Annotated in this window: 23 protein-coding genes; 12 read left to right on the top strand and 11 right to left on the bottom strand. The window is 72.6% G+C overall.

The window, feature by feature from the left end:
* The first annotated feature begins 6 nt into the window (after nucleotides 1-6).
* Both BLR04_RS21245 and BLR04_RS21240 read left to right on the top strand, forming a co-directional pair.
* Nucleotides 7-2,019, top strand: coding sequence for a hydantoinase/oxoprolinase family protein (locus BLR04_RS21245; RefSeq protein ID WP_090768002.1), 2,013 nt, complete (start codon nucleotides 7-9; stop codon nucleotides 2,017-2,019).
* On the top strand, nucleotides 2,019-3,836 hold the full coding sequence (locus BLR04_RS21240; RefSeq protein ID WP_090767999.1) for a hydantoinase B/oxoprolinase family protein: 1,818 nt from the start codon (nucleotides 2,019-2,021) through the stop codon (nucleotides 3,834-3,836). The genes BLR04_RS21245 and BLR04_RS21240 overlap by 1 nt, the downstream gene beginning before the upstream one ends.
* Here the strand turns inward: BLR04_RS21240 and BLR04_RS21235 are convergent.
* A complete protein-coding gene (locus BLR04_RS21235; protein ID WP_090768327.1) occupies nucleotides 3,833-4,702 on the bottom strand; it encodes an NAD(P)-dependent oxidoreductase in 870 nt (289 codons plus the stop codon). The genes BLR04_RS21240 and BLR04_RS21235 overlap by 4 nt on opposite strands.
* Before the next feature lie 112 nt (nucleotides 4,703-4,814).
* On the opposite strand from BLR04_RS21235, the gene BLR04_RS21230 reads away from it, so the two are divergent.
* Together BLR04_RS21230 and BLR04_RS21225 are read left to right on the top strand one after the other, a co-directional pair.
* Nucleotides 4,815-5,768 carry a hydroxyacid dehydrogenase gene (locus tag BLR04_RS21230; RefSeq protein ID WP_090767996.1) on the top strand — a complete coding sequence of 318 codons (954 nt, stop codon included), beginning with the start codon at nucleotides 4,815-4,817 and terminating at the stop codon, nucleotides 5,766-5,768.
* Between the two features lie 31 nt (nucleotides 5,769-5,799).
* Nucleotides 5,800-6,471 carry a histidine phosphatase family protein gene (locus BLR04_RS21225; RefSeq protein ID WP_090767993.1) on the top strand — a complete coding sequence of 224 codons (672 nt, stop codon included), beginning with the start codon at nucleotides 5,800-5,802 and terminating at the stop codon, nucleotides 6,469-6,471.
* Between the two features lie 3 nt (nucleotides 6,472-6,474).
* On the opposite strand, the gene BLR04_RS21220 is transcribed toward BLR04_RS21225, so the two are convergent.
* On the bottom strand, nucleotides 6,475-7,005 hold the full coding sequence (locus BLR04_RS21220; RefSeq protein ID WP_090767990.1) for a uridine kinase family protein: 531 nt from the start codon (nucleotides 7,003-7,005) through the stop codon (nucleotides 6,475-6,477).
* Nucleotides 7,006-7,045: 40 nt separating this feature from the next.
* On the opposite strand from BLR04_RS21220, the gene BLR04_RS21215 reads away from it, so the two are divergent.
* Nucleotides 7,046-8,266 carry a CaiB/BaiF CoA transferase family protein gene (locus tag BLR04_RS21215; protein ID WP_090767987.1) on the top strand — a complete coding sequence of 407 codons (1,221 nt, stop codon included), beginning with the start codon at nucleotides 7,046-7,048 and terminating at the stop codon, nucleotides 8,264-8,266.
* 72 nt (nucleotides 8,267-8,338) lie between these two features.
* On the top strand, nucleotides 8,339-9,826 hold the full coding sequence (locus tag BLR04_RS21210) for a carboxyl transferase domain-containing protein (RefSeq protein ID WP_090767984.1): 1,488 nt from the start codon (nucleotides 8,339-8,341) through the stop codon (nucleotides 9,824-9,826).
* A 9-nt stretch (nucleotides 9,827-9,835) separates the two neighbouring features.
* Here the strand turns inward: BLR04_RS21210 and BLR04_RS21205 are convergent, their stop codons facing one another.
* The 4 genes from BLR04_RS21205 to BLR04_RS21190 are packed head-to-tail and all read right to left on the bottom strand — an operon-like array spanning nucleotide 9,836 to nucleotide 12,368.
* Complete coding sequence (locus BLR04_RS21205; protein ID WP_090767981.1) at nucleotides 9,836-10,231, bottom strand: hypothetical protein; 396 nt, start codon at nucleotides 10,229-10,231, stop codon at nucleotides 9,836-9,838.
* Nucleotides 10,228-10,674 carry a hypothetical protein gene (locus BLR04_RS21200; protein ID WP_245740393.1) on the bottom strand — a complete coding sequence of 149 codons (447 nt, stop codon included), beginning with the start codon at nucleotides 10,672-10,674 and terminating at the stop codon, nucleotides 10,228-10,230. The genes BLR04_RS21205 and BLR04_RS21200 overlap by 4 nt, the downstream gene beginning before the upstream one ends.
* Before the next feature lie 31 nt (nucleotides 10,675-10,705).
* Entirely contained in the window at nucleotides 10,706-11,488 is a 783-nt protein-coding gene (locus tag BLR04_RS21195; RefSeq protein WP_090767975.1) for a carbon-nitrogen hydrolase family protein, read from the bottom strand.
* Entirely contained in the window at nucleotides 11,448-12,368 is a 921-nt protein-coding gene (locus BLR04_RS21190; protein WP_218129099.1) for a DUF418 domain-containing protein, read from the bottom strand. Before BLR04_RS21190 ends, BLR04_RS21195 begins: the two co-directional genes overlap by 41 nt.
* Nucleotides 12,369-12,481: 113 nt before the next feature.
* Between BLR04_RS21190 and BLR04_RS21185 the strand changes: the two genes are divergently transcribed.
* Nucleotides 12,482-13,648: a pyridoxal phosphate-dependent aminotransferase gene (locus BLR04_RS21185; RefSeq protein WP_090767970.1), complete on the top strand. Its 1,167-nt coding sequence runs from the start codon at nucleotides 12,482-12,484 to the stop codon at nucleotides 13,646-13,648.
* Here BLR04_RS21185 and BLR04_RS21180 read toward each other — a convergent pair.
* Nucleotides 13,629-14,006, bottom strand: coding sequence for a MerR family transcriptional regulator (locus BLR04_RS21180; RefSeq protein WP_090768324.1), 378 nt, complete (start codon nucleotides 14,004-14,006; stop codon nucleotides 13,629-13,631). The genes BLR04_RS21185 and BLR04_RS21180 overlap by 20 nt on opposite strands.
* Nucleotides 14,007-14,064: 58 nt before the next feature.
* On the opposite strand from BLR04_RS21180, the gene BLR04_RS21175 reads away from it, so the two are divergent.
* Nucleotides 14,065-14,772: an SDR family oxidoreductase gene (locus BLR04_RS21175; protein WP_090767967.1), complete on the top strand. Its 708-nt coding sequence runs from the start codon at nucleotides 14,065-14,067 to the stop codon at nucleotides 14,770-14,772.
* 158 nt (nucleotides 14,773-14,930) lie between these two features.
* Here BLR04_RS21175 and BLR04_RS21170 read toward each other — a convergent pair whose 3' ends face one another.
* The 3 genes from BLR04_RS21170 to BLR04_RS21160 form a co-directional block, all read right to left on the bottom strand.
* A complete protein-coding gene (locus BLR04_RS21170; protein WP_090767964.1) occupies nucleotides 14,931-16,019 on the bottom strand; it encodes an FUSC family protein in 1,089 nt (362 codons plus the stop codon).
* A gap of 110 nt (nucleotides 16,020-16,129) precedes the next feature.
* Nucleotides 16,130-17,206 (bottom strand): FUSC family protein, encoded by a 1,077-nt coding sequence (locus tag BLR04_RS21165; protein WP_176903209.1) that lies wholly within the window; start codon nucleotides 17,204-17,206, stop codon nucleotides 16,130-16,132.
* Between the two features lie 63 nt (nucleotides 17,207-17,269).
* On the bottom strand, nucleotides 17,270-17,935 hold the full coding sequence (locus BLR04_RS21160) for an alpha/beta fold hydrolase (RefSeq protein WP_176903208.1): 666 nt from the start codon (nucleotides 17,933-17,935) through the stop codon (nucleotides 17,270-17,272).
* Nucleotides 17,936-18,094: 159 nt separating this feature from the next.
* Between BLR04_RS21160 and bar the strand changes: the two genes are divergently transcribed.
* The gene (gene bar, locus BLR04_RS21155; RefSeq protein WP_090767953.1) at nucleotides 18,095-19,186 is read left to right on the top strand and encodes a barbiturase; all 1,092 of its coding nucleotides are present in this window, start codon (nucleotides 18,095-18,097) and stop codon (nucleotides 19,184-19,186) included.
* Nucleotides 19,187-19,261: 75 nt separating this feature from the next.
* A complete protein-coding gene (locus tag BLR04_RS21150; RefSeq protein ID WP_090767950.1) occupies nucleotides 19,262-19,792 on the top strand; it encodes an SseB family protein in 531 nt (176 codons plus the stop codon).
* Between the two features lie 9 nt (nucleotides 19,793-19,801).
* On the opposite strand, the gene BLR04_RS21145 is transcribed toward BLR04_RS21150, so the two are convergent.
* Complete coding sequence (locus tag BLR04_RS21145; protein WP_090767947.1) at nucleotides 19,802-20,200, bottom strand: winged helix-turn-helix transcriptional regulator; 399 nt, start codon at nucleotides 20,198-20,200, stop codon at nucleotides 19,802-19,804.
* 32 nt (nucleotides 20,201-20,232) lie between these two features.
* Here BLR04_RS21145 and BLR04_RS21140 point away from each other — a divergent pair, with 32 nt between their 5' ends.
* Together BLR04_RS21140 and BLR04_RS21135 are read left to right on the top strand one after the other, a co-directional pair.
* On the top strand, nucleotides 20,233-20,952 hold the full coding sequence (locus BLR04_RS21140; protein WP_143022128.1) for an NADPH-dependent F420 reductase: 720 nt from the start codon (nucleotides 20,233-20,235) through the stop codon (nucleotides 20,950-20,952).
* 58 nt (nucleotides 20,953-21,010) lie between these two features.
* On the top strand, nucleotides 21,011-21,589 hold the full coding sequence (locus BLR04_RS21135; RefSeq protein ID WP_090767941.1) for a prepilin peptidase: 579 nt from the start codon (nucleotides 21,011-21,013) through the stop codon (nucleotides 21,587-21,589).
* The last annotated feature ends 8 nt before the right edge of the window (nucleotides 21,590-21,597 follow it).

The following is a 21,597-nucleotide window of genomic DNA, read 5'->3' as shown; positions in this document are numbered from 1 at the left end:
GAGCCCATGCGTAGCGTCCGTATCGGTGTGGACACCGGAGGCACGTTCACCGACGTCGTGGCGGTGGACGAGGAGTCCGGTGAGATGTTCACCACGAAGACCCCGTCGACCCCGGCCGACCCGGCCGACGGCTTCCTCGCCGGCGTCGGCAAGCTGGGCCCGCTCGACGTCACGGGCATCGTGCACGGCACCACGGTGGCCACGAACCGGCTGCTGGAGGACCGGATCGGCGACCTCGGGTTCATCACGACCGAGGGGTTCGAGTTCGTCCTGGAGATCGCCAGGCAGAGCGTCCCCGACGGTTACGGCAACTCCTACTTCTGGGTGAAGCCGCCGCGGATCGTCCCCGTGCACCTGGTGAAGACCGTCGGCGGGCGGCTCGACCACACCGGCGCGGAGGTGTGGCCGTTCAGCGAGGAGCAGGCGGTCGAGGTGGCCCGCTGGTTCCGCGCCAAGGGCATCACCGCCATCGGGGTCTGCTTCCTGCACTCGTACGCCAACCCTTCCCACGAGCGCCGCATGCGCGAAATCCTGTGGCGCGAGCACCCCGAGGCGGTGATCTCGCTGTCGAGCGACGTGCTGCGCGAGTACCGCGAGTACGAGCGCTCGGTGACAACCCTCGTCGACGCCGCCGTCAAGCCGGTCATGCGCGGCTACCTCGCGGGCCTGTCCACCCGGCTCGGCAGGCGGTTCTCGGTCATGAAGTCGAACGGCGGGATCCTGTCGGCGCGTGAGGTCGTCAACAAGCCGATCACCACCGTCCTGTCCGGCCCGGCGGCCGGCGCGCTCGGCGCGGCGCTCATCGCCTCCACGGCGGGCCACCCGTCCGTGATCACTCTCGACGGCGGCGGCACGTCCACCGACGTGGCCGTGGTGACCGACGGGGAGCCCTCCGTCACCACGGAGGGCAGCATCGGCCGCTACCCGGTCAAGATCCCGATGATCGACATCGTCACGGTCGGCGCGGGCGGCGGCTCGGTGGCGTGGGTCTCCCCGGAGGGCACGCTCAAGGTCGGGCCGCGCTCCGCGGGCGCCGACCCTGGCCCCCTCTGCTACGGCAGGGGCGGCACCGAGGTGACGGTGACCGACGCCCATGTCTTCCTCGGCCGCATCCCGCCGCACCTGCTCGGCGGCGAGATCCCGCTGGACGCCGACGCCGCCCGCGCGGGCATCCAGGCGCTGGCCGGCAAGCTCGGCCTCAGCCTCGAGCGCACGGCGACGGGCATCCTCGAGATCAGCGCGTTCAACCAGAGCAACGCGATCCGGCGGCTCACCGTCCAGCGGGGGCTCGACGTGCGCGACTTCCCGCTGGTGACGTTCGGCGGGTCGGGGCCGCTGCTGGCCTGCCGGCTGATCGACATCCTCGGCCTGCCGTCGGTCCTCGTGCCGCGCGACCCGGGCAACGTCTCGGCGTTCGGGCTGCTCACGGTGGACGTCAAGAACGACTACGTCCGTACGTACGTCACCCGGGACCTGTCGCTGGACGCGGCGGCCGCGATCTTCGGCGAGTTGGAGCAGCAGGCGGGGGACGAGCTCGGCCGCGAGGGCTTCGCCGAGCCGGTCTTCCAGCGCGGGGCCGACCTGCGCTACTACGGCCAGGCGTACGAGGTGCGGGTGCCCGTGCCGGCCGGCGAGGTGGACGACGCCTGGCGGGCCGAGGTGGTCGCGCGCTTCCACGACGCCCACGAGAAGCTGTACGGCTACGCCTACCGCGACGACCCCCGCCACGACGTGGAGTGGGTGAACCTGCGCGTGTCGGGCATCGGGCCGATCTCGCGGCCGGTCATCCGTCGCTTCGAGAAGCCGGGCGAGGGCGCGACGTCCGTCCGGCAGGTGCACTTCGAGGAGACCCGTGACACCCCGATCCACCAGCGGGCCGCGCTCGGCCCTGGAGCCACGGTGCAGGGTCCGGCGGTGATCGAGGAGTACGGCTCCACGATCCCGATCCATCCGGGCTTCAGCGCCAAGATCGACGAATACGGAAATGTAGTGATTACCGCGGACCGGCAGGGGGCGTGATGACCACCGCTGACCCCATCCTCGTGGAGATCGTCGAAGGCACGCTCGCCTCCGTCGAGCGCGAGGTCGAGACGGCCATCGCCCGTACGGCCCGCTCCCCGATGATCCGCGACGCGCACGACTTCCGCGCCGGCATCCATGACGTCCGCATGCGCAAGCTCACCGGCCGCTCCTACAGCGCGCTCGTCCAGCCCGTCGTGCGCGACTTCCCGGTCGAGACCATGCGCCCCGGCGACGTCTACTTCCACAACGACGTCTACCTGTCGGAGGGCGGCATCGGCCACCTGCCCGACCTGTGCGTCACCGTGCCGGTCTTCCACGAGGACGAGGTGGTCGCGTTCGTGCAGGCGTTCGGCCACCACGACGACATCGGCGGGTCCGTGCCCGGCTCGATGCCCTCGCACGCCAGGTCGGTGTTCGAGGAGGGGCTGATGGTCCCGCCGATCAAGCTGTGGGACCAGGGCGTGCCCAACGAGGCGGCGCTGCGCATCATGACCCGCAACTCCCGCATGCCCGACTCCCTCGCCGGCGACCTGGACGCCGAGTCCTCGGCCTGCCTGATGGGCGCGCGGCGGCTGGCCGAGCTCTTCGAGCGCTACGGCCGTGAGGAGGTCGAACGCTGCTTCGACGCGATCATCGACAGGACCACCGAGATTTTCCGCAGGGAGCTGCTGTCGAAGATCCCCGAGGGCACGTACGTGTGGGAGGACTACGCCGAGCACGACGGCGTGGACGAGCCCCGCCTGCACACCCAGCGGATCACGCTCACGGTGGATCACACCGAGGGCCGCGCCCCGCTGACCATCGACTTCACGGGCACGTCGCCCCAGGCCAAGGGCCCGATCAACCACGCCGGCGACTACGCGGACGGCGTGTTCCTGAAGAAGTGGCTGGCCCCCGTGCTGCGCAACCTGGCCGACACCCCCGAGCGCATGGCCGAGCTCGACGTGAACGAGGGCGTCGTGCCGCTGATCGAGATGGTCTTCCCCGAGAAGGGCACGCTGCTCACCCCGGTCTTCCCGGCCCCGACCAACGCCCGCACGTTCGTCATCCTGCGCCTGCTCGGCGTCCTCGCGGGCGTGCTGGCCAAGGCCACCGGCGGGCGCATGCCGGCCGACCAGGAGACCATCCGCTACACGGGCGTCCACGGCCTCGACGCCGACGGGCGGCCGTACCTCATGAGAGAGGTCCTCGGCGGAGGCTCAGGCGGCCGCTGGTACGCCGACGGCGAGGACACCATCCACGTCGTGCCCGACTCGCGCAACATCCCCGTGGAGTTCGCCGAGGCGCGCTGGCCGTTCCGGGTCGAGCGGCTGGGGCTCGCCTGCGACTCCGGCGGCCCCGGCATGTACCGGGGCGGGCTCGGCTACGACAAGCACATCAGGATGCTGCGCGACGCTTCCTACATGTCGATCGCCGACCGTTCGATCCTGTCGTGCTGGGGGGTGAAGGGCGGCCTGGCCGGACGCCCGTTCCGCGTCGAGATCGCCGGCAAGGAGCTGGACGGTCTCGTCGACGACCACCCGGTGCAGGCGGGCGAGCTGATCCGCATCCGCACGACGGGCGGCGGCGGGTGGGGCTCACCGTACGACCGCGACCCGCGCGCGGTGGCGGCCGACGTGCGCGACGGCAAGGTGTCGATCGCCGGGGCGCTCGGCGACTACGGCGTGGTGCTCGACGGCGACCGCATCGACGAGCAGGCCACCGCCGAGCTGCGCGCCCGCCTGCGCCCGCCGGCCGGCCGCTTCTTCGACCGCGGCCCCGGCTACGCGAGGCTGTCGGGCGGACGCGCGCACGCGGAGGTGGACGACCTCTAGGACGCCTCGAAGCTCGCGTGGTACGTGGCCGACATGTCGGCGTCCCCGTGACCCTGGGCCTGCGCCCGGCGGAAGCGAGCGCCGGCCGCCGCCACCATGTCGAGCTTCACTCCGGCCGACTCGCCGGCCTCGACGATGAGCCGGGTGTCCTTCTCGGCGTTGGTCACGGTGAAGCTGGGCGTGTAGTCGCCCTCCAGGATGGCCTTCGACTTGAGCTGGAAGTACGGGTTGTCCATGGGCCCGCCGGTGACGACCTCGCGCACCAGGGCGGCGTCGAGGCCCAGCCCCTGCGCCAGGGCGAGCGCCTCGGCTACCACGGCGGTCAGCGAGATGCTGTAGCTGACCGTGGCCATCTTCAGCCTCGTGCCCGCGATGCTCGCGCCGTCGTCGTCCAGCCACAGCGTGCGCTGGCCGAGGGCGGCGAAGACGGGGGAGAGCACCAGGCGGGCGCTCTCAGGGCCGGCGGCGAGGATGACCAGCGTCCCCTGCTCGGCCGGCTGCTTGGTGCCCTGCACCGGCGCGTCGACGTACGTCAGCCCGTGCTCGGCGGCGAGCGCCGCGAGCCGCCCGGCGGCGGCCACGCCGACCGTGCTCATCTGCGCCCAGACCTGCCCGGCGCGCAGGCCGGGAGCGGCGGCGGTGATGGCCTCCCGCACCACGTCGCCGTCGCTGAGCATGGTGATCACGACGTCGGCTCCCCTGACGGCCTCCTCCGGGGAGCTCGCGACGGCGGCTCCCTCGGACTCGAGGGCGCGCGCCTTGGCTTCCGTACGGTTCCAGACGGTGACGTCGATGCCGGACTTGAGAAGGTTGCGGGCCATGGGCGCGCCCATGATCCCGGCGCCGAGGAATGCGACAGTTGTCATGCGCATCACCCTACGATCACGAGTCAGAAGCCCCCCGACGCGGGTGGTCCCGTCCCCGGACGCGCCCCGCTCGCCCCCGGGCGCCCCTCCTCCCCTCCGTGAAAGGACGCCGATGATCGCTGTGTCGCTGACGCCCGAACTGCGAGAGATGTTCCTGCCGCCGCCGATCTGGGCCGACCTGGTGAAACTGGGACCCGTCGTGCCGATGGAGGAGGCGGAGGTGCTGGTCACCGGCTGGGAGACGCCACGCCTCGACGCCGAGACCCTGGCCCTGGCCCCGCGGCTGCGGCTCGTCGCGCACACCGGCGCCGCCGTGGGCTTCCTGGTCAGCGACGCCCTGTGGGACCGCGGCGTCAAGGTCACCCAGACCGGCGCGGCGATGGCGCCCGCCGTCGGCGAGGTCTCGCTCGCCTTCACCCTGAGCCTGCTGCACCAGCTGCACCGGTTCGACCACGACCTGCGCTCCGGCGCGAGCTGGACGGCGGCCAGGGCCCACGCCAGGCCGCGGCGCGAACTGCGCGGCAGCGTGGTCGGCGTCGTCGGCGCCTCCCGCACCGGGCGGGCGTACCTGGAGCTCGTCCGTCCCCTCGGCGCGCGGCTGCTGCTCACGGACCCGCTGATCGGCGCGGACGAGGCGGCGGCGCTCGGCGCCGAGTTGGTGCCGCTGGACGACCTGCTCTCCCGCAGCGACGTCGTCGCCCTGCACGCCCCCGCCATCCCGGCCACCCGCCACCTCATCGGACGCGGGGAGCTGGCGCTGCTCCGCGACGGCGCGGCGCTGGTGAACACGGCCAGGTCGTGGCTGGTCGACTCCGACGCCCTGCTCGACGAGCTGCGCTCCGGACGGATCGACGCCGCGCTGGACGTCTTCGACGAGGAGCCGCTGCCCGTGGACAGCCCGCTGCGCGCGCTGCCGAACGTGCTGCTGACGCCCCACCAGGCGGCCGGCACCGTCGAGGCCCAGCGGCGGCAGGGCAGATCGACCGTGGAGGAGATCGCGAGGTTCCTCGTGGGCGAGCCGCTCTACCACGAGATCACCAGGGAGCAGCTCCGCTGGACGGCGTGACCGCAGGGCGGCGGCGTGTGACGATGAGGACATGCCCCCGACCTGCATCATGGCGGTGCGCCACGGCGAGAGCGAGGCCAACCTCGCCCATCGCGAGGCGGGCGCGACGCCTCTCGTCTACGAGCGCGGCGACGACCAGGTGACGCTGAGCGAGCTGGGCCGCGCCCAGGCGGCCGCGCTCGGGCGGCTGCTCGCGGTGCTGCCGCCCGAGGAGCGTCCCGAGCTGGTGTGGTGCTCGCCGTACCTGCGCGCGCTCGACACCTGGCGGCTGGCGTGGCGGACGTGGGGCGCCGCGCCGCTGCCTGTCGCCGTGGACGACCGCCTGCGCGACCAGGAGCAGGGGGTGCTCGCCGGCCTCAACCCGTCCGCCGTCGCGCGGCGCTTCCCCCGGGAGGCCGCCCGGCGCCTGGCCGAGGGCGTCTACGCCTACCGCCCGCCGGAGGGCGAGTCGCTCGGCGACGTCGTGGTACGGCTGCGCGGGTTCCTCGCCGAGCTGCGCGAGCGGGCGGGCGGCAGGCGCGTGCTGGTCGTCGCCCACGACTCGGTGGTGCTGGGGCTGCGCCACGTCATCGCCGGGGCTCCCGACGCGGAACTGGCCGCCGTTTTCGCCTTCGCGCCGGTGCTGAACGCCTCCGTGTCGGTCTGGCGCGCCGACGGCGCCCGTTTCGAGCTCGTACGGTTCAACGACGTCGCCCACCTGTGAGGGTCAGGTGGTGACGACCAGGTCGGCCCGCTCGCGCGTGCGGTCGTCACCGAACCAGGCCCGCTCGGCCGCGAACCACTCCCGCCAGCGGGGCTCCAGCTCTGGCCCGTCGCGATCGAGGACCCGGCGCAGCCGTACCGGCTCGGGCGCCTCGACCCAGACGGTCCAGGCCAGCAGCCCGGCCACCGACGCGCGCGCGGTGCCGACGCCCTCGATCACCAGAACGGGCGCCACGGGCACCTCGACGTCCTCGGCGTACGCCCCGCCTACCCAGTCGTAGCGCCGGAACCCGCCCGGACGGCCCTGCTCCAGAGGACGCAGCACCTGCGACTCCAGCAGGTGGAACCAGCCGCCGGGGCCGTCCTCCCAGGGCACGGGGAAGTCGTCGCTGTGGATCACCTGGCAGCCCAGCTCGGCGCCGAGCCGCCGGGCGAACGTCGTCTTGCCGGACCCGGCCGGGCCGTCGACGGCCACGAGCCGGACCGGCCCGCACGAGGGCGGCAGATTCGCGACGTAACGGGCCAGATCGTTCATCGGACCCAGGGTAGAGGAACAGAAGCGGACAACTGAGAGAATGTTCTTTCACCCGGACACGCAGAGGAGGCTGATCTTGCTCGGACCCCTCGAAGGCATCGTCGTACTCGATCTGTCCAGGGCCCTCGCCGGCCCGCACGCCGCCCAGTTGCTGGGCGATCTGGGTGCTCGCGTCATCAAGGTGGAACACCCTGACGGGGGTGACGAGTCGCGCGGATGGGGACCGCCGTTCGTCGGGCCGGACAACGACATTTCCACCTATTTCCTGGCAGCCAACCGTAACAAGCAGTCCATCGCCGTCGACCTCAAGACCCCCGAGGGCAAAGCGCTCGTCGAACGGGTCGCCCGCCACAGCGACGTCCTCGTCGAGAACTTCCGCACCGGCGTCCTCGACCGCCTCGGCCTCCCCGTCGAGCGCCTCCACGAGCTGAACCCCCGCCTCGTCATCCTGTCGATCACCGGCTTCGGCCACGACGGCCCGGAGGGCGGCCGTCCGGGCTACGACCAGATCGCCCAGGGCGAGGGCGGCCTCATGTCGCTGACCGGCCCATCACCCGACCAGCCCACCCGCGTCGGCGCCTCCATCGCCGACCTGCTGGCCGGCATCCACGGCGCGTACGGCGTCGCCGCCGCACTCTACGAACGCGAGCGCACGGGCCGGGGACGCGTCGTGCGCACGTCCCTGCTGGCCGCGATCACCGGTGTGCACGCCTACCACGGCACCGCCTGGACGGTCGGCGGCCACGTGTCCACGGCCAACGGCAACCACCACGTCTCCATCACCCCCTACGGCTCGTTCCGCTGCGCCGACGGCCTGCTGCAGGTCGGCGCCGCCAACGAGGGCCAGTGGCGCAAGGTCGCCGAGCTGCTCGGCATCGACCCCGCCACGCCGCGCTACGCCACCAACCGCGACCGCACGGCCCACCGCGACGAGCTCATCGCCGAGATGGAGAAGGCGCTGGCCGCTCACGACCGCGACCACTGGCTGGCCGCGCTGGCCGAGGCGGGCGTGCCCGCGGGCGCGATCAGGTCGATCGACGAGGTCTACGCCTGGGAGCAGACCCGCTCGCAGGGCCTCGTCGTCACGGTCGAGCACCCGGTGCTCGGGCCGATCGAACTGCCCGGGCCGCCGCTGCGGTTCGACGGGCTCACGGGCGGGCGGCACACCGCGCCCCCGGCGCTCGGCCAGGACGGTGCAGCCGTGCTCGCCTGGTTGGAGGCATGCGAGCGACGATCCACCTCGGAGGAGAGCGTACGATGATCGGCAATTCGCGGCACCGCCCCTGGCAGTGCGTCACCCTTGCCTCGCCGGCTGACCTCTAGGGAGCGTTACGTGAGCCGTCCCGACGCGCGCACACTGATCGACACGGTCCTCGACCGGGGTTCGTGGAGATCGTGGGACGCGCCGCCCGCCGACCCGGCCCCGCCCGGCTCGTCGTACGCCGACGAGCTGGCCGCGGCCCGGGCCAAGTGCGGGTACGACGAGGCGGTGATCACCGGCGAGGGCCTGCTCGGCGGACGCCGGGTGGCCGTGGTTGCCTCCGAGTTCTCGTTCATGGCGGGCTCGATCGGCGTGGCCGCGGCCGAGCGCATCGTGGCCGCGGTCGAGCGGGCCACCCGTGAACGCCTGCCGCTGCTGGCGGCGCCCGCGTCCGGCGGCACCCGCATGCAGGAGGGCGCGCTCGCGTTCGTCCAGATGGTGAAGATCACGGTGGCGGTCCAGGAGCACCGCTCCGCGGGCCTGCCGTACCTCGTCTACCTGCGGCACCCCACGACGGGCGGCGTGCTCGCCTCCTGGGCGTCGCTCGGCCATGTCACGGCGGCCGAGCCTGGGGCGCTGCTCGGCTACCTCGGGCCGCGCGTGTTCGAGTCGCTGCACGGTTACGCCTTCCCCGAGGGCGTGCAGGTGGCGGAGAACTTCCACCGTCACGGGCTGGTCGACGCGGTCGTGCCGGCGGACGACGTCCGCGACATCGCCATCAGGGCGCTGTCCGTGCTCGCCGCCGGGGGCTCCGACGTCGAGGCGGGGGAGCCGCCAGAGGAGGACCTGCGCCCGGTGGAGGCGTGGGAGGCGATCACTCGCTCGCGCCGCGACGACAGGCCCGGCGTGCGCACCCTGCTCAAGCTGGCCGCCACCGACGTCACGCCGCTCAGCGGCTCGGGCACGGGCGAGAACGAGCCGGGGCTGCTGCTCGCGCTGGCCAGGTTCGGCACCGCGCCCGCCGTGGTGCTGGGCCAGGAGCGGCGGCTCCAGCGGGTCGGCTCACCGCCGGGGCCGGCCCTGCTGCGCATGGCCAGGCGCGGCGTACGGCTGGCGGCCGACCTCGGCCTGCCGCTGGTCACCGTGGTCGACACCGCAGGGGCCGACCTGTCGAAGACGGCCGAGGAGGGCGGGCTGGCCGCCGAGATCGCCCGCTGTCTGGCCGAACTCGCCACGCTCCCCGCGCCGACCGTCTGCCTGCTGCTCGGGGAGGGCGCGGGCGGGGCGGCGCTGGCGCTGCTGCCCGCCGACCGGGTGCTGTGCGCCCAGCACGCCTGGCTCGCCCCGCTGCCGCCCGAGGGCGCCTCGACGATCCTCTACCGCTCGGTCGACTTCGCTCCCGAGATCGCCCAGGCGCAGCGCATCCGCGCCACCGACCTGCGCCGCGACGGCATCGTCGACCGGGTCATCCCGGAGCTGCCCGACGCCGCGTACGAGCCGCGCCAGTTCTGCGAACGGGTGGGCCGCGCCCTGGAGCACGAGATCGGCGGGTTGCTCGCCGAAGACCCGCCCGCCCGCCTCGCGGCCCGCAGGACGCGCTACCGCACGATCGGCGCCTGACGCGGCGTTCTACGGCACCGGCGTCCGCTCGACGCGGATGGAGGAGACCTCCTCGCGCGGCACCACGACCTCGTACGCGCCGTGGTCGACCATCCAGTAGCCGAGTGCCTCCGCCTTCGTGCCGCTGTGCCCGGTGTAGGCGATGTGCAGGCCGTCCTCGTCCTCGTCGAGCACGATGCACGGCTCGCCGCCGAACGCCCCCACCGTGCGGACCAGCACCAGCGACTCGACCTGCGACCTCGGCACCAGCCGCCGCCAGTAGCCGGAGGTCGACTCGAAACCGTCGAGCTCGACCTCGCTGAACAGCACCACCTGGTCGCCGTCGGGGCCGAGCGCCGCGGCCAGCGTGCGCTCGCCGAAACGGGCCACGAACCCGGACGCCACCGGAGTGATCTCGTCGCTCATGCGCAGGGCCGCCAGGTCAGTCCGTCGTACTCGGCGAAGCGCCGCTCGCCCTCGTCGGTCACGTGAATGATCTCCGCTCCGGCCGGGATCGGCGTCGGAACCGTGTGGAACTGGGGCACCACGTGGTCGGACGACGTCGTGAACCCGTTGCCGGCGAACGGCGGCGCGTCGCTCCAGTCGCCCCCCATGTGCGGGCCGTACGGCACCGCGTAGGTGTCGACGTCGCGGGCGTGCCAGCGCATGACGTAGAGCTCGGGCACCTCGGGGAACAACTCCGATCCGTCGAAGGACAGGTCGAGCCCGTGGAAGAGGGCCTCTGGCGTGGTCAGCCGCACGCAGTCCTGCACCCGGTAGACGTAACCCGAGATGACCGTGCGCTTGCCCGACAGGTATGGCACGAGCAGACGCGGCGGGACCACCTTCTGCATCTGCGTTCCGCTCACCCTCATACTTTACGATCGCCGGAGCGGTGGTTTACCCCCGCATGACGCGGTGTTCGAGACACGGCAGGGTCGCGCGGGCGGCCGCGGTGTACTCGTGGTCGACCTCCACCACCTGCACGCCGGGCCCGGTGCCCAGGTCGGCGCGCACCACGCCCAGCGGATCGACCAGCATGCTGCGGCCGACCCCGTAGCCGTCGGACGACTCGCCGGGGTTGGGAGCCTGGCCGACGGCCGCCGTCCACATGGTGTTCTCCAGCGCACGCGCGCGCACCAGGGTCACCCAGTGGTCCTCCTTGAGCGGCCCTGAGCCCCACGCCGCGATCACCGCGAACATCTCGGCGCCCTGGTCGACCAGCGCCCGGGCGAGCTCGGGGAAGCGTACGTCGTAGCAGGTGATCAGCCCGACGCGGACCCCCGCCACCTCCGCCACGACCGGTTCGGCGCCGGGCGCGACGAGGTCGGACTCCCTCGCGCCGAACGAGTCGAACAGGTGGATCTTCCGGTACGCCGCCGTGACGGCCCCCTCGGCGTCGATGACCACGGCGGTGTTCCGCACGCGGTCGCCGCCGGACTCGAACACCCCGGCGATCACCGCCAGCCCGTGTTGGCGGGCGCCCTCGGCGAGACCGGACACGAAAGGCCCGTCCAGCGACTCGGCCAGATCGGTGACGCGCCGGCCGTAGCGGGTGAGCGTGGCCTCCGGGAAGATCGCCAGGTCGGCGCCCTCGGCTCGGGCCAGCGCCTCTCTGGCCCTCTTGAGGTTCACCGACGGGTCAGGGGACACCGGGATCTGGCAGAGGGCGATTCTGGTCACGGCCTGACTCTAGCCCGTTGGGCACCACTCGAAACCGGGTCAGGCAGCGCCAGATCCACTCAAGGGGGCCATATCTGTATCGCGTCAGCCACCATCGGCCGAACAGGTACTGCACGACCAGCGTGACGGCCGCCAGCGCCACCGCCGACCAGCGGGTCGGGTCGGCGTTCAGCGCGGGCGAGGCCAGCACGATCACCACGGTGCCGGTGACGTAGTTGGTCAGTGCCATCTTCCCCAGCGGCTCCAGCGCCGCCGACAGCCACGGCCGCAGCAGGAGCAGCAGCCCCAGCGCGTACGCGGCCGCCCCGGCCAGCGCCGCCACGCTGTAGACCTTCCAGTCGTTGGTGTCGGCGTAGGCCATGGTGAGCAGCGCCATGGCCAGCGCCGACACCGCGAACCCTGGCAGCAGCAGCTCTCTGGACGGGCGGAGCCGGTAGAGCCCCATGCCGACCAGGAACAGGCCGGGGATGAGCCACACCCCGCCGCCCACGATCACTCCCCAGACGACGACCACCAGTCCGAGCAGCAGCACCGGAGGGCCGCCGGGCAGGAACGAGGCCGGCAGCAGCACGAGCGCGCCGTAGAACGCGTAGTCGGTCAGCACCTCGCCCTCGTACCAGAGGTGCTGGATCTTGCCGAGGCAGAACAGCCAGAACAGCCGGCTGAGCAGCGCCCAGCGGCTGTTGCCGCGCAGGAACAGCATGAAGCTGATGCCGAACAGCATCGAGAAGATCGGATAGAACCGGCTCTGGAAGAGCGCCTGGATCGTCCAGTCGAGCGTGCCGGGAGACTGCTTGGTGACGTACTGCCAGGTGTTGACCACCATGATGCCGCCCACCGCGAAGCCGCGGAGGGCGTCCAGCTCACGAATGCGCGTCACAGGTGAACCACCATACGAGGAAACCGGCGCCGGGCGCATGCGGACATTCGCGGCGGCTGATGCGGGGCGAGCAATGCCCCGACGATCACGTACGAGCCTAATAGGCTGGGGTCGTGACCGAACCACTGGTGACCAGGATGCGCAATTTCGGCACGACGATCTTCGCGGAGATGAGCGCGCTCGCCGTGCAGACCGGATCGATCAACCTCGGCCAGGGCTTCCCCGACACCGACGGCCCCGCCGCGATGCTCGACCGCGCCACGCAGGCCATCGCCGCGGGCGCCAACCAGTACCCGCCGGGGCCGGGCGTGCTGGAGCTGCGCCAGGCGGTCTCCGAGCACCGGGCGGCCCGCTACGGCCTCTCCTACGACCCGGTGGGCGAGATCCTGGTGACGGTGGGCGCCACGGAAGCCGTGGCGGCGAGCGTGCTCGCGCTGTGCGAGCCGGGCGACGAGGTGATCGCCTTCGAGCCCTTCTACGACTCCTACGCCGCCTCCGTCGCCCTGGCCCAAGCCAGGCTGGTGCCTGTGACGCTGCGCCCGTCACAGGGCCGCTTCACGTTCGACCCCGACGAGCTGCGCGCCGCCGTCACGCCGCGCACCCGCGCCGTCCTCGTCAACTCGCCGCACAACCCGACCGGCACCGTCTTCAACCGAGACGAGCTGACGGTCATCGCGGAGCTGTGCCAGGAGCGCGGGCTGATCGCCGTCACCGACGAGGTGTACGAGCACCTCACCTTCGACGGCGTCGAGCACATACCGCTCGCCACCCTGCCCGGTATGCGCGAGCGCACCGTGATGATCTCCTCGGCGGGCAAGACGTTCTCGGTCACCGGCTGGAAGACCGGCTGGGTGTGCGCCCCGCCCGCCCTGGTCACGGCCGTGCAGACGGTCAAGCAGTTCCTCACCTTCACGGCGTCCGCGCCCTGGCAGCTCGCCGTCGCGCACGGGCTGCGGCACGAGCTCGACTGGGTGTCGGCGCTGGCGGCGGGGCTGCAGGACAAGCGCGACCGGCTCATGGAGGGCCTGTCGGCGGCCGGGTTCGAGGTGCTGCGGCCCTCGGGCACGTACTTCGTCCAGACCGACATCCGGCCGCTCGGCTTCACCGACGGGCTGGAGCTCACCCGCGGCCTGCCCGCGCTGGCCGGCGTGGTCGCCATCCCGACGCAGGTCTTCTACGACCGGCCGGAGCGCGGCCGGCACTACGTCCGTTTCGCGTTCTGCAAGAAGGACGAGGTCATCGACGAGGCCGTCACCCGCCTCAAGCACCTGTCGCGGTGACGTATGAGCACCCGCTGGACGGGTGCACGGAAGACGCGATGACCGCGTCGAGCCGGTCGCGGGTGCGGGTCAGCGCGGCGATCTGGGCGTCGATGCGGTCGCGTTCGGCGGCGAGGCGGGCACGCGACTCGGGCGTGCTCTCCTTGGCGTCGACGCAGGGCAGCAGTTCGGCGATGGTCCGGCTGGACAGGCCGGCAGCGTACAGCGTCTGGATGAGACCGACCCGGTCGGCCGCCGCCTCGGGGTAGCGGCGCTGCCCGGAAGCGCTCCGGTACGCCTCCAGCAGCCCCTGCTCCTCGTAGTAGCGCAGGGCCCGGACGCTGACGCCCGACCTCGCCGCCAGCTCGCCTATCCGCATCGTGACCTCCATCACAACACTTGCCTCTGACGTCAACGTCAGGTCCTAGCGTAGCCGCATGCAGATCAACGGAGCACATGTGCTGGTCACCGGGGCCAACCGGGGCCTGGGCCGGCAGTTCGTCCTGTCCCTTCTCGAGCGTGGCGCCGGCAAGGTGTACGCGACCGCCCGCCGCCCCGAGCTCGTCGACGTGCCGGGCGCCGTCCCGCTGCGCCTGGACATCACCGACCCCGCCTCGGTCGCCGCCGCGGCCGCCGCGGCGCCGGACGTGAAGATCGTCATCAACAACGCGGGCATCTCGACCGGGGCGAACCTGGTCACCGGCGACCTCGACGTGATCCGCCGCGAGATGGACACCCACTTCTACGGCACCCTCAACGTGATCCGCGCCTTCGCGCCCCAGCTGGCCGACGGCGCGATACTCAACGTGCTGTCCGCGGTCTCGTGGCTCGGCGTCGACGGCGCGGGCGCGTACCACGCGGCGAAGGCCGCCGAGTGGGCGCTGACCAGCAACGCCCGCCTGGAGCTCGCCGGACAGCGGACCCTGGTGACGGGCCTGCACCTGGGCGCCGCCGACACCGACATGATGGCCTGGTACGACGGCGACAAGAGCGCCCCGGAAGCGGTCGTCGCGGCCGCCCTCGACGGCCTCGAGGCACACCGCCTCGAAGTCCTCGCCGACACCTGGAGCCGCCAGGTGAAGTCCTGGCTGTCCGAGGACCCGGAAATCATGTACCGCAACGCAGCCGCCGTCCTCACTCCCTGAGAGCCGCACCGGTCGTGTCCGCGGTGGGCGTGCCCGGCCGGCGTCCTGGCGGCGCCCGTGGGTCACCCGGCGCCCGGCGCGACCGTGACCAGGCGGAGAGCCCTGGCCGGGCCGGCGGTGGCGGGCGCGTCACCGCCGGCCGGGCCCTCGGTCCGAGGTCAGTCGTGGTGGGCCGGGTCGTCCAATGGGGTGAGGGTCGCGGCTGCTTCCTTGTTGTCCATGCCGGTCGCCTGGAGGAGGTCGACGACCACCGAGCGCAGCTGCGCGATGATGACGTGGGCCGAGAAGCCGAGGTCGCGGGGGCGTTCGCGGGCGGCCACCGCCAGCAGCGCCTGCCGGGCGAGCGTCGGCTCGCGCCCGGCGCTCAGCTCCAGCTGCAGCAGCAGCGCCGCCTCCGACACCTCGCGCATCGCCTCGGCCAGCGCGGCGGGAGGTGGGCTCGACTCGCCGAGCGACGCCAGCGTCCGCCTCGCCAGCACCCGTACGTTGCGCAGCGCGAGGTCGACGGGCACGGCGGCCGTCTCGTAGCGCGCGAGCCGCGACCGCCGGTGCCAGTGCAGCGGGGAGATCAGGGTGATCTCCTTGCTGGTCTCCAGCGCCGCCTCGAACTCCTCCACCGCCGCCTGCGTCGTCCTGGCCTCCTCCAGCGCGTCCGCCGCCAGGTCCATGTCGTGCCGTTCGATGGCCTGCGCGGACCGCTCCAGCACCGTGGACATCGCGTCCAGCACGCCCGACAGGTGCTTGGCCGCGATCGAGAACGGGCTCGCGGGCAGCAGCGCCACCGCCGCCACGCCGACGACGCCGCCCGTCAGGGCGTCGGCCATCCGGTCGAATCCGCCCGCCCCGTCGACCGGGACGAGGGTGGCCACCAGCACCGCGGACGAGCCCACCTGCGCGACGAACAGCGCCCCGCTGTTGAGCAGCACCGCCACGGTCATGGCCAGGGCCACCACCAGGGCGAGCTGCAACGGGCCTGAGCCGATCCACGAGACGAGCAGGTCGCCCACGCCCACGCCCACGCTGACGCCGACCACCAGGTCGACCACGCGTCGCAGCCGCTGCCCGAGCCCCATGCCGACGCAGATCAGCACGGAGATCGGCGCGAAGAACGGTCGCGGATGGCCCAGCAGCTCGATCGCGATGATCCAGGCGATGGCCGAGCCGACCGCGCACTGAGCGATGGAGGGGGCGACAAGGCCGAACGTGCCCATTCGTTCCTTGACAAGATCGCTGACCGTGGTTCGCACGAGTCCACGATGGCGGATCTATATGACATTGGGGTCACGTTTGCCCCAGGGATTCCCTTTCGTGCTCCCTGACTGACTCCGGTGTTGACTCGGGGCTCGGTACAAAACCGTCAGGAGCGTCCGGGCCGGTGCGGCGCGTCCAGCGGCGGCAGTGCCGACAGCGCCTCCCCGCGCCCGGTGCCCGTGGCCTCCAGCAGGTCCACGATGATCGACCGGAGCTGCGCGATCATCACGTCCGCGGAGAACCCCCACCGCTCGCTTCCCTGCCGGGAGGCGACCGTGAGCACGGCCATGCACGCCTTGCGCGGCGAGCCGCCCTGGGCCAGCTCGTCGCACAGCAGCATCGCCGCGTCGGCCAGCTCCCGCAGCGCCCCCGGCAGCCACGGCGGCAGCTGACTGCCGCCGTCGAGCGCCACCATCGCCCGCCTCGCCAGCACCCGTACGTTGCGCAGGGCGTGGTCGAGAGGGACGGCCGCCTTCTCGTACCCTTCGAGATGGCAGCGGTAGCGCCGGTGCACGGGGGAGATGAGGGAGATCTCCCGGCCGGTGTCGAGCGCCTGCCGGAACTCCTCCACGTGCTCCTGGGTCGTCCGCGCCGACTCCAGCGCCGTCGCGGCCAGCGCCGAGTCCGACTGATCGATCGCGTCGGCCGTCGCGCGCAGCGTCGACGCCAGCGCGCCGAACAACGCCGTCGCGTGCCGCGTGATCAGCCGCGCCGGGCTCGCCGGCAGCAGCGACACAGCGGCGAGCCCGAGCAGACCGCCGACCAGGGCGTCCACCATCCGGTCGAGGCCGCCGAGGCCGCTCGGCGGCAGCAGGGTGGCGACCAGCACCGCCGAGGACGCCGCCTGCAGCGCGATCACCGAGCCACGGTCCAGGAACACCGCCACCGCCATGGCCAGCGCGACCACCAGCGTGATCTGCCAGGAACCGGTGCCGATCCAGGCCACGAGCAGGTCGCCCACGCCCACGCCGAGGCTGACGCCGACGACCATCTCCGCCACCCGCCGCAGCCGCTGCCCGAAACCCACGCCGACGGCGACCACCACCGCGACGGGCGCGAAGAACGGCCTCGGATGCCCGATCACGTCCTTGGCCACCAGCCAGGCGAGACCGGCCCCGACAGCGCACTGGAAGATGGAGGGCGCCATCATCCGCAGCCTGTTCAGCCGCTGGTGACCGTGCATGACACCTGGCCTACCCCCGCCTGCAGAGCCGACACAGGGCCGACACAGGGCCGACACAGGGCCTCAGCCTGCGAGGAAGGAGTCCACCGCCCGCAGGAACCCGGCCCGCGCCCCGACGTGGATCAGGTGCCCCGCCTCGATGGTGACCAGCTTCGCCCCCGGGATCAGCGCGGCCGTCTCGTCGGCGTGGAACGGGCTCGCCGCCCCGCCCGACAGCACCAGCGTGGGAGCCGTGATCGCCGTGAGCGCCTGCCGCCACCGGGGGTCGGGGTCGAGGAACTGCCGCTCGGTCTCGTGCATCATCCGCCAGTCGAACCCCGTGGAGCCGTCCTCCACGATGGGGTCGCGGTCGCGCAGCGGCAGCGTCGGCACGTCCTCCAGCACGAGCCGATCCACCCGGCCGGGACTGCCGCTCGCCAGCAGGCAGGACACCACCCCGCCCAGCGAGTGCCCGATGACCGTGGCCCGCGCCGCGCCCACGTGGTCGAGCAGCGCGACGAGGTCGGCGGCCATGTCCGGCAGCGCGTACGTCCCCGGGTGGTCGCTGCCGCCGTGCCCGCGCAGGTCGGGAACGATCACGTGATGCCGCCGCGCGAAGTGCTGGGTGATGCCGTTCCAGTCGTTGTGGTCGGCGGTGCGCCCGTGGACGAGGAGAAGCGGGGGAGCGGAGGGGTCGCCCTCCTCGCGGTAGACGAGCGTGACGCCGTTGACGTGCGCTTTCCTGATCACAACGGTGACTCTACGCCGCCCGCGCTCGGCTCGGGTTGACATCATCGGCGCTCTTCATGGGCACACATTGACCATGAACACCGCCCGCCCGCTGGGTTAGCGTCGCCAGCGACCCGGCCGGCCGAGGCGGGCGACCGATGAGAACCGAAGGGGCGTGGCATGCCGGACCCGATCGAAGTGCGCAAGGTGCCCATCGAGAGCGTCACCGACGCCTCCGGCCTGTCGCGGCTCATCGCCGACGGCGTGATCGAAGCCGAACGGGTGCTGGCCGTCATCGGCAAGACCGAGGGCAACGGCGGCGTGAACGACTACACGCGCATCCTCGCCGACCGGGCCTTCCGCGAGGTGCTCTCCGCGCACGGGCACCCGGCCCCCGAGAGCGTGCCGCTGGTGTGGTCGGGCGGCACCGACGGCATCCTCAGCCCGCACGCCACCGTCTTCGCCACCACCGCCGACGCCCCCGTCACCGACGAGCCGCGCCTGTCGGTCGGCGTCGCCATGAGCGAGATCATCCTGCCCGAGGACATCGGCAGGCCCGCCATGGTGGAGAAGGTCGCCGCCGGGGTGCGCGAGGCCATGAAGGTCGCCGGCATCGACGACCCGCGCGACGTGCACTACGTCCAGACCAAGACGCCGCTGCTCACCCTGGCCACCATCACCGACGCGAGGAGCCGCGGCCGCGACACCGCCATCGAGGAGACCGGGCCCTCGATGGACCTGTCCAACTCCACCACCGCCCTCGGCATCGCCGTGGCGCTCGGCGAGATCGAGATGCCCCGCGAGGACCAGATCCACAAGGACCTGTCGCTGTACTCGTCCGTCGCCTCCTGCTCGTCGGGGGTGGAGCTCGACCGGGCGCAGATCGTGCTGGTGGGCAACGTACGCGGCATCGGCGGCCGCTACCGCATCGGCCACAGCGTCATGAAGGACGCCCTCGACGCCGACGGCATCTGGGAGGCCATCCGCGACTCCGGCATGCCGCTGCCCGATCGGCCCCACCCGTCTGACCTCGGCGGGCGGCTGGTGAACGTCTTCATGAAGTGCGAGGCCGACCCGTCGGGGCGGGTACGCGGACGGCGCAACATCATGCTGGACGACTCCGACGTGCACTGGCACCGGCAGATCAAGGCCGCGGTGGGCGGCGTGGCGGCGTCCGTCACGGGCGACCCGGCGGTCTTCGTCTCGGTCGCCGCCGTCCACCAGGGCCCGTCGGGCGGCGGCCCCGTGGCCGCCATCTCCGACCTGAGCTGAGAGCCTCCAGCAGGGCGGTCGCGGCCCGTGGCGTCTTTTCCGTGGCGGCGGCGGGCGCGGGTAGTCTGCGGGGTTGTGCCGAGCATCCCGCAACCTCTCGACCCCGACGACGACGGCTCCGCCGCGCCGGCGGTGGCCGCCGCGCTGGCCGCCTACCACTCCGGTGCGGGCGACGCCGCCGAGGTACTCAACGCCCTGAGCGGCGCCCGCCTGCTCGTCCCCGTCGTCGCCCTGCTGACCGAGTCCGAGGTCGGCGCCCACGGGCTGCGGCAGGAGAAGGAGAGCGAGATGGCGCTGCCCAAGCTCGTCGGCCAGGACGGCAGGCAGGCGGTGCTCGCGTTCACCGGCACCGGGTCGCTGTCCGCCTGGCGTCCCGACGCCCGCCCGATCCAGGCCACCACGCTGCAGGTCTGCCAGGCCGCCGTCCATGAGGGGGCCGCCGCGGTCGTGGTCGACGTGGCGGGCCCGGTGCAGTTCGTGATCGAGGGCGCCGTCCTGGAGGCGCTCGCCGCCGTCGAGTCCGGCACCGTCACCGAGCTCGGCGGCGTCACCGTCGCGAGGGTCGAACCCGCCCCCCGCCGCCGCCGCTGGTTCGGCCGCCGCTAGACCCCGCGGTCAGTTCTCCGCGTCGTACGCCTGCCGAGCCGCGTCGATCTCCTGGACGTGCTCCTGGGCCCAGCGCGTCACCGCGTGCACGACCGGCAGCAGGCTCTCCCCGAGCGGGGTGAGGGCGTAGTCGACGCGCACGGGCACCGACGCCGTCACCGTCCTGCGCACCAAACCGTCCCGCTCCAGTTCGCGCAGCGTGTGGGTGAGCATCTTCTGGCTCGCCCCCGCCAGCGCCCGCGCGAGGTCGCTGTGCCGCAGGGGACCCGCTTCGAGCTCCTTGAGTACGAGGCCCACCCATCTCTCGCCCAGCCGGTCCAGGACCCGGTTCGTGGGACAGAGGGAGACGGCGGCCCTGTGGGCGTCGCGGGCGGTCTCCCGCCGCTGCGCGCTGGTCCGGGTCGGCATGACGTTCCTCCGCGTACCTAAGGCACCTGCACGTGCGTACTTCCTGGCCGGCCGAACGGTCCCTAGCGTCGGAGGCGAACCTTCGACCAGGAGACGCAGTCAGCATGACGACCATAGGCATCCTCGGGACCGGCAACGTGGCCCGGGCCCTCACCGGTGGGCTCCGCAAGGCCGGACACACCCTCATCATCGGTTCGCGCCACGCCCAGGCCCGTACGTCCCTGCGCTGGATCGCGGACGCGGGGGCCCGCCTGACGGACACCGCCGACGCGGCCCGATCGGCGGACGTCGTGGTGAACGCCACTCCGGGTGAGCACTCGCTCGCCCTGCTCACCTCGCTGCGCCGCGAACTCGAGGGGAAGGTCCTGATCGACACCGCCAACGCGGTCGAGCAGGGCCCGGACGGCCTGGCCGCGAGGCTGCTCCACCCGGACACCAGCCTCGCCGAGGAGATCCAAAGGGCCATGCCGCGCACCCGGGTGGTCAAGACGTTGAACACCATGGGTCCCGCCTCGCTGATGGCCGCGCCGCAGAGCCTGTCCGTGCCCCCGGTCGCGTTCCTGTCCGGCGACGATCCCGCCGCCAAGCGGACGGTGGCGGGCCTGCTCGGCGATCTCGGGTGGCCGTCGCACCAGGTGATCGACCTGGGCGGGATCGCGTCGGCCCGGGTGCCTGAGGCGTTCGTCCTGCTGGTGCGCCCGCTGATCCGGGCGCTCGGCCCCGTCCCCCTGGCCCTGTCCGTCGCGCGCTGACCACAGCGAAACCGCATTTCTCGGGTACGGGAGTGCCGTCCCGGTCTAGGGTCTGGGCGTGGTCGGACTCATGGCGCTGCTCGGCCTCGTCTGCGGTGACCGGATCAGGGCGCTCGCCGCCTCCTACGACGACGTCGCGGGCTCGCCGCCCGCATGGTCGCCGGAACTCGCGACCGTCGCCGTGACCGCGCTGGTCGCCTGGCGGGCCGGGCCCCCGTACGTGCCCTTCGCCGTGATCGGCGTGGCCCTCGCGGTCGTCGACTCGCGCACGTACACGCTGCCGGACGCGATCACGCTGCCCGCCTATCCTGTCGTGGGGCTCGCGCTCGCGCCCACGGGGGAGCTGCCGCGCGCGCTGGCGGGCGGCGCGGCACTCGCCGCCGCGTACGGACTGCTGTGGCTCGCCCGCCCCCACGCGCTGGGCCTCGGCGACGTCAAGCTGGCCGGTCTCATAGGGCTGGCCACGGGCGCGCTCGGCTGGCAGGCCCTGGTGCTGGCGGCCTTCCTCGGGCAGCTGTCCGGCGCGCTCTACGGCCTGTCGCTGCTGCTGACCGGCCGCGGCGGCAGGCACACGCAGTTCCCGTTCGGCCCCTTCATGCTGCTGGGCGCGTTCGCGACACTGTGTCTCGTCTGGTGACCTGGGAC

This window comes from Nonomuraea maritima (assembly GCF_900100395.1).
Taxonomy (GTDB): domain Bacteria; phylum Actinomycetota; class Actinomycetes; order Streptosporangiales; family Streptosporangiaceae; genus Nonomuraea; species Nonomuraea maritima.
Note: the sequence above shows the minus strand (reverse complement) of the source record. Positions and strands in the feature narration are given on the sequence as shown.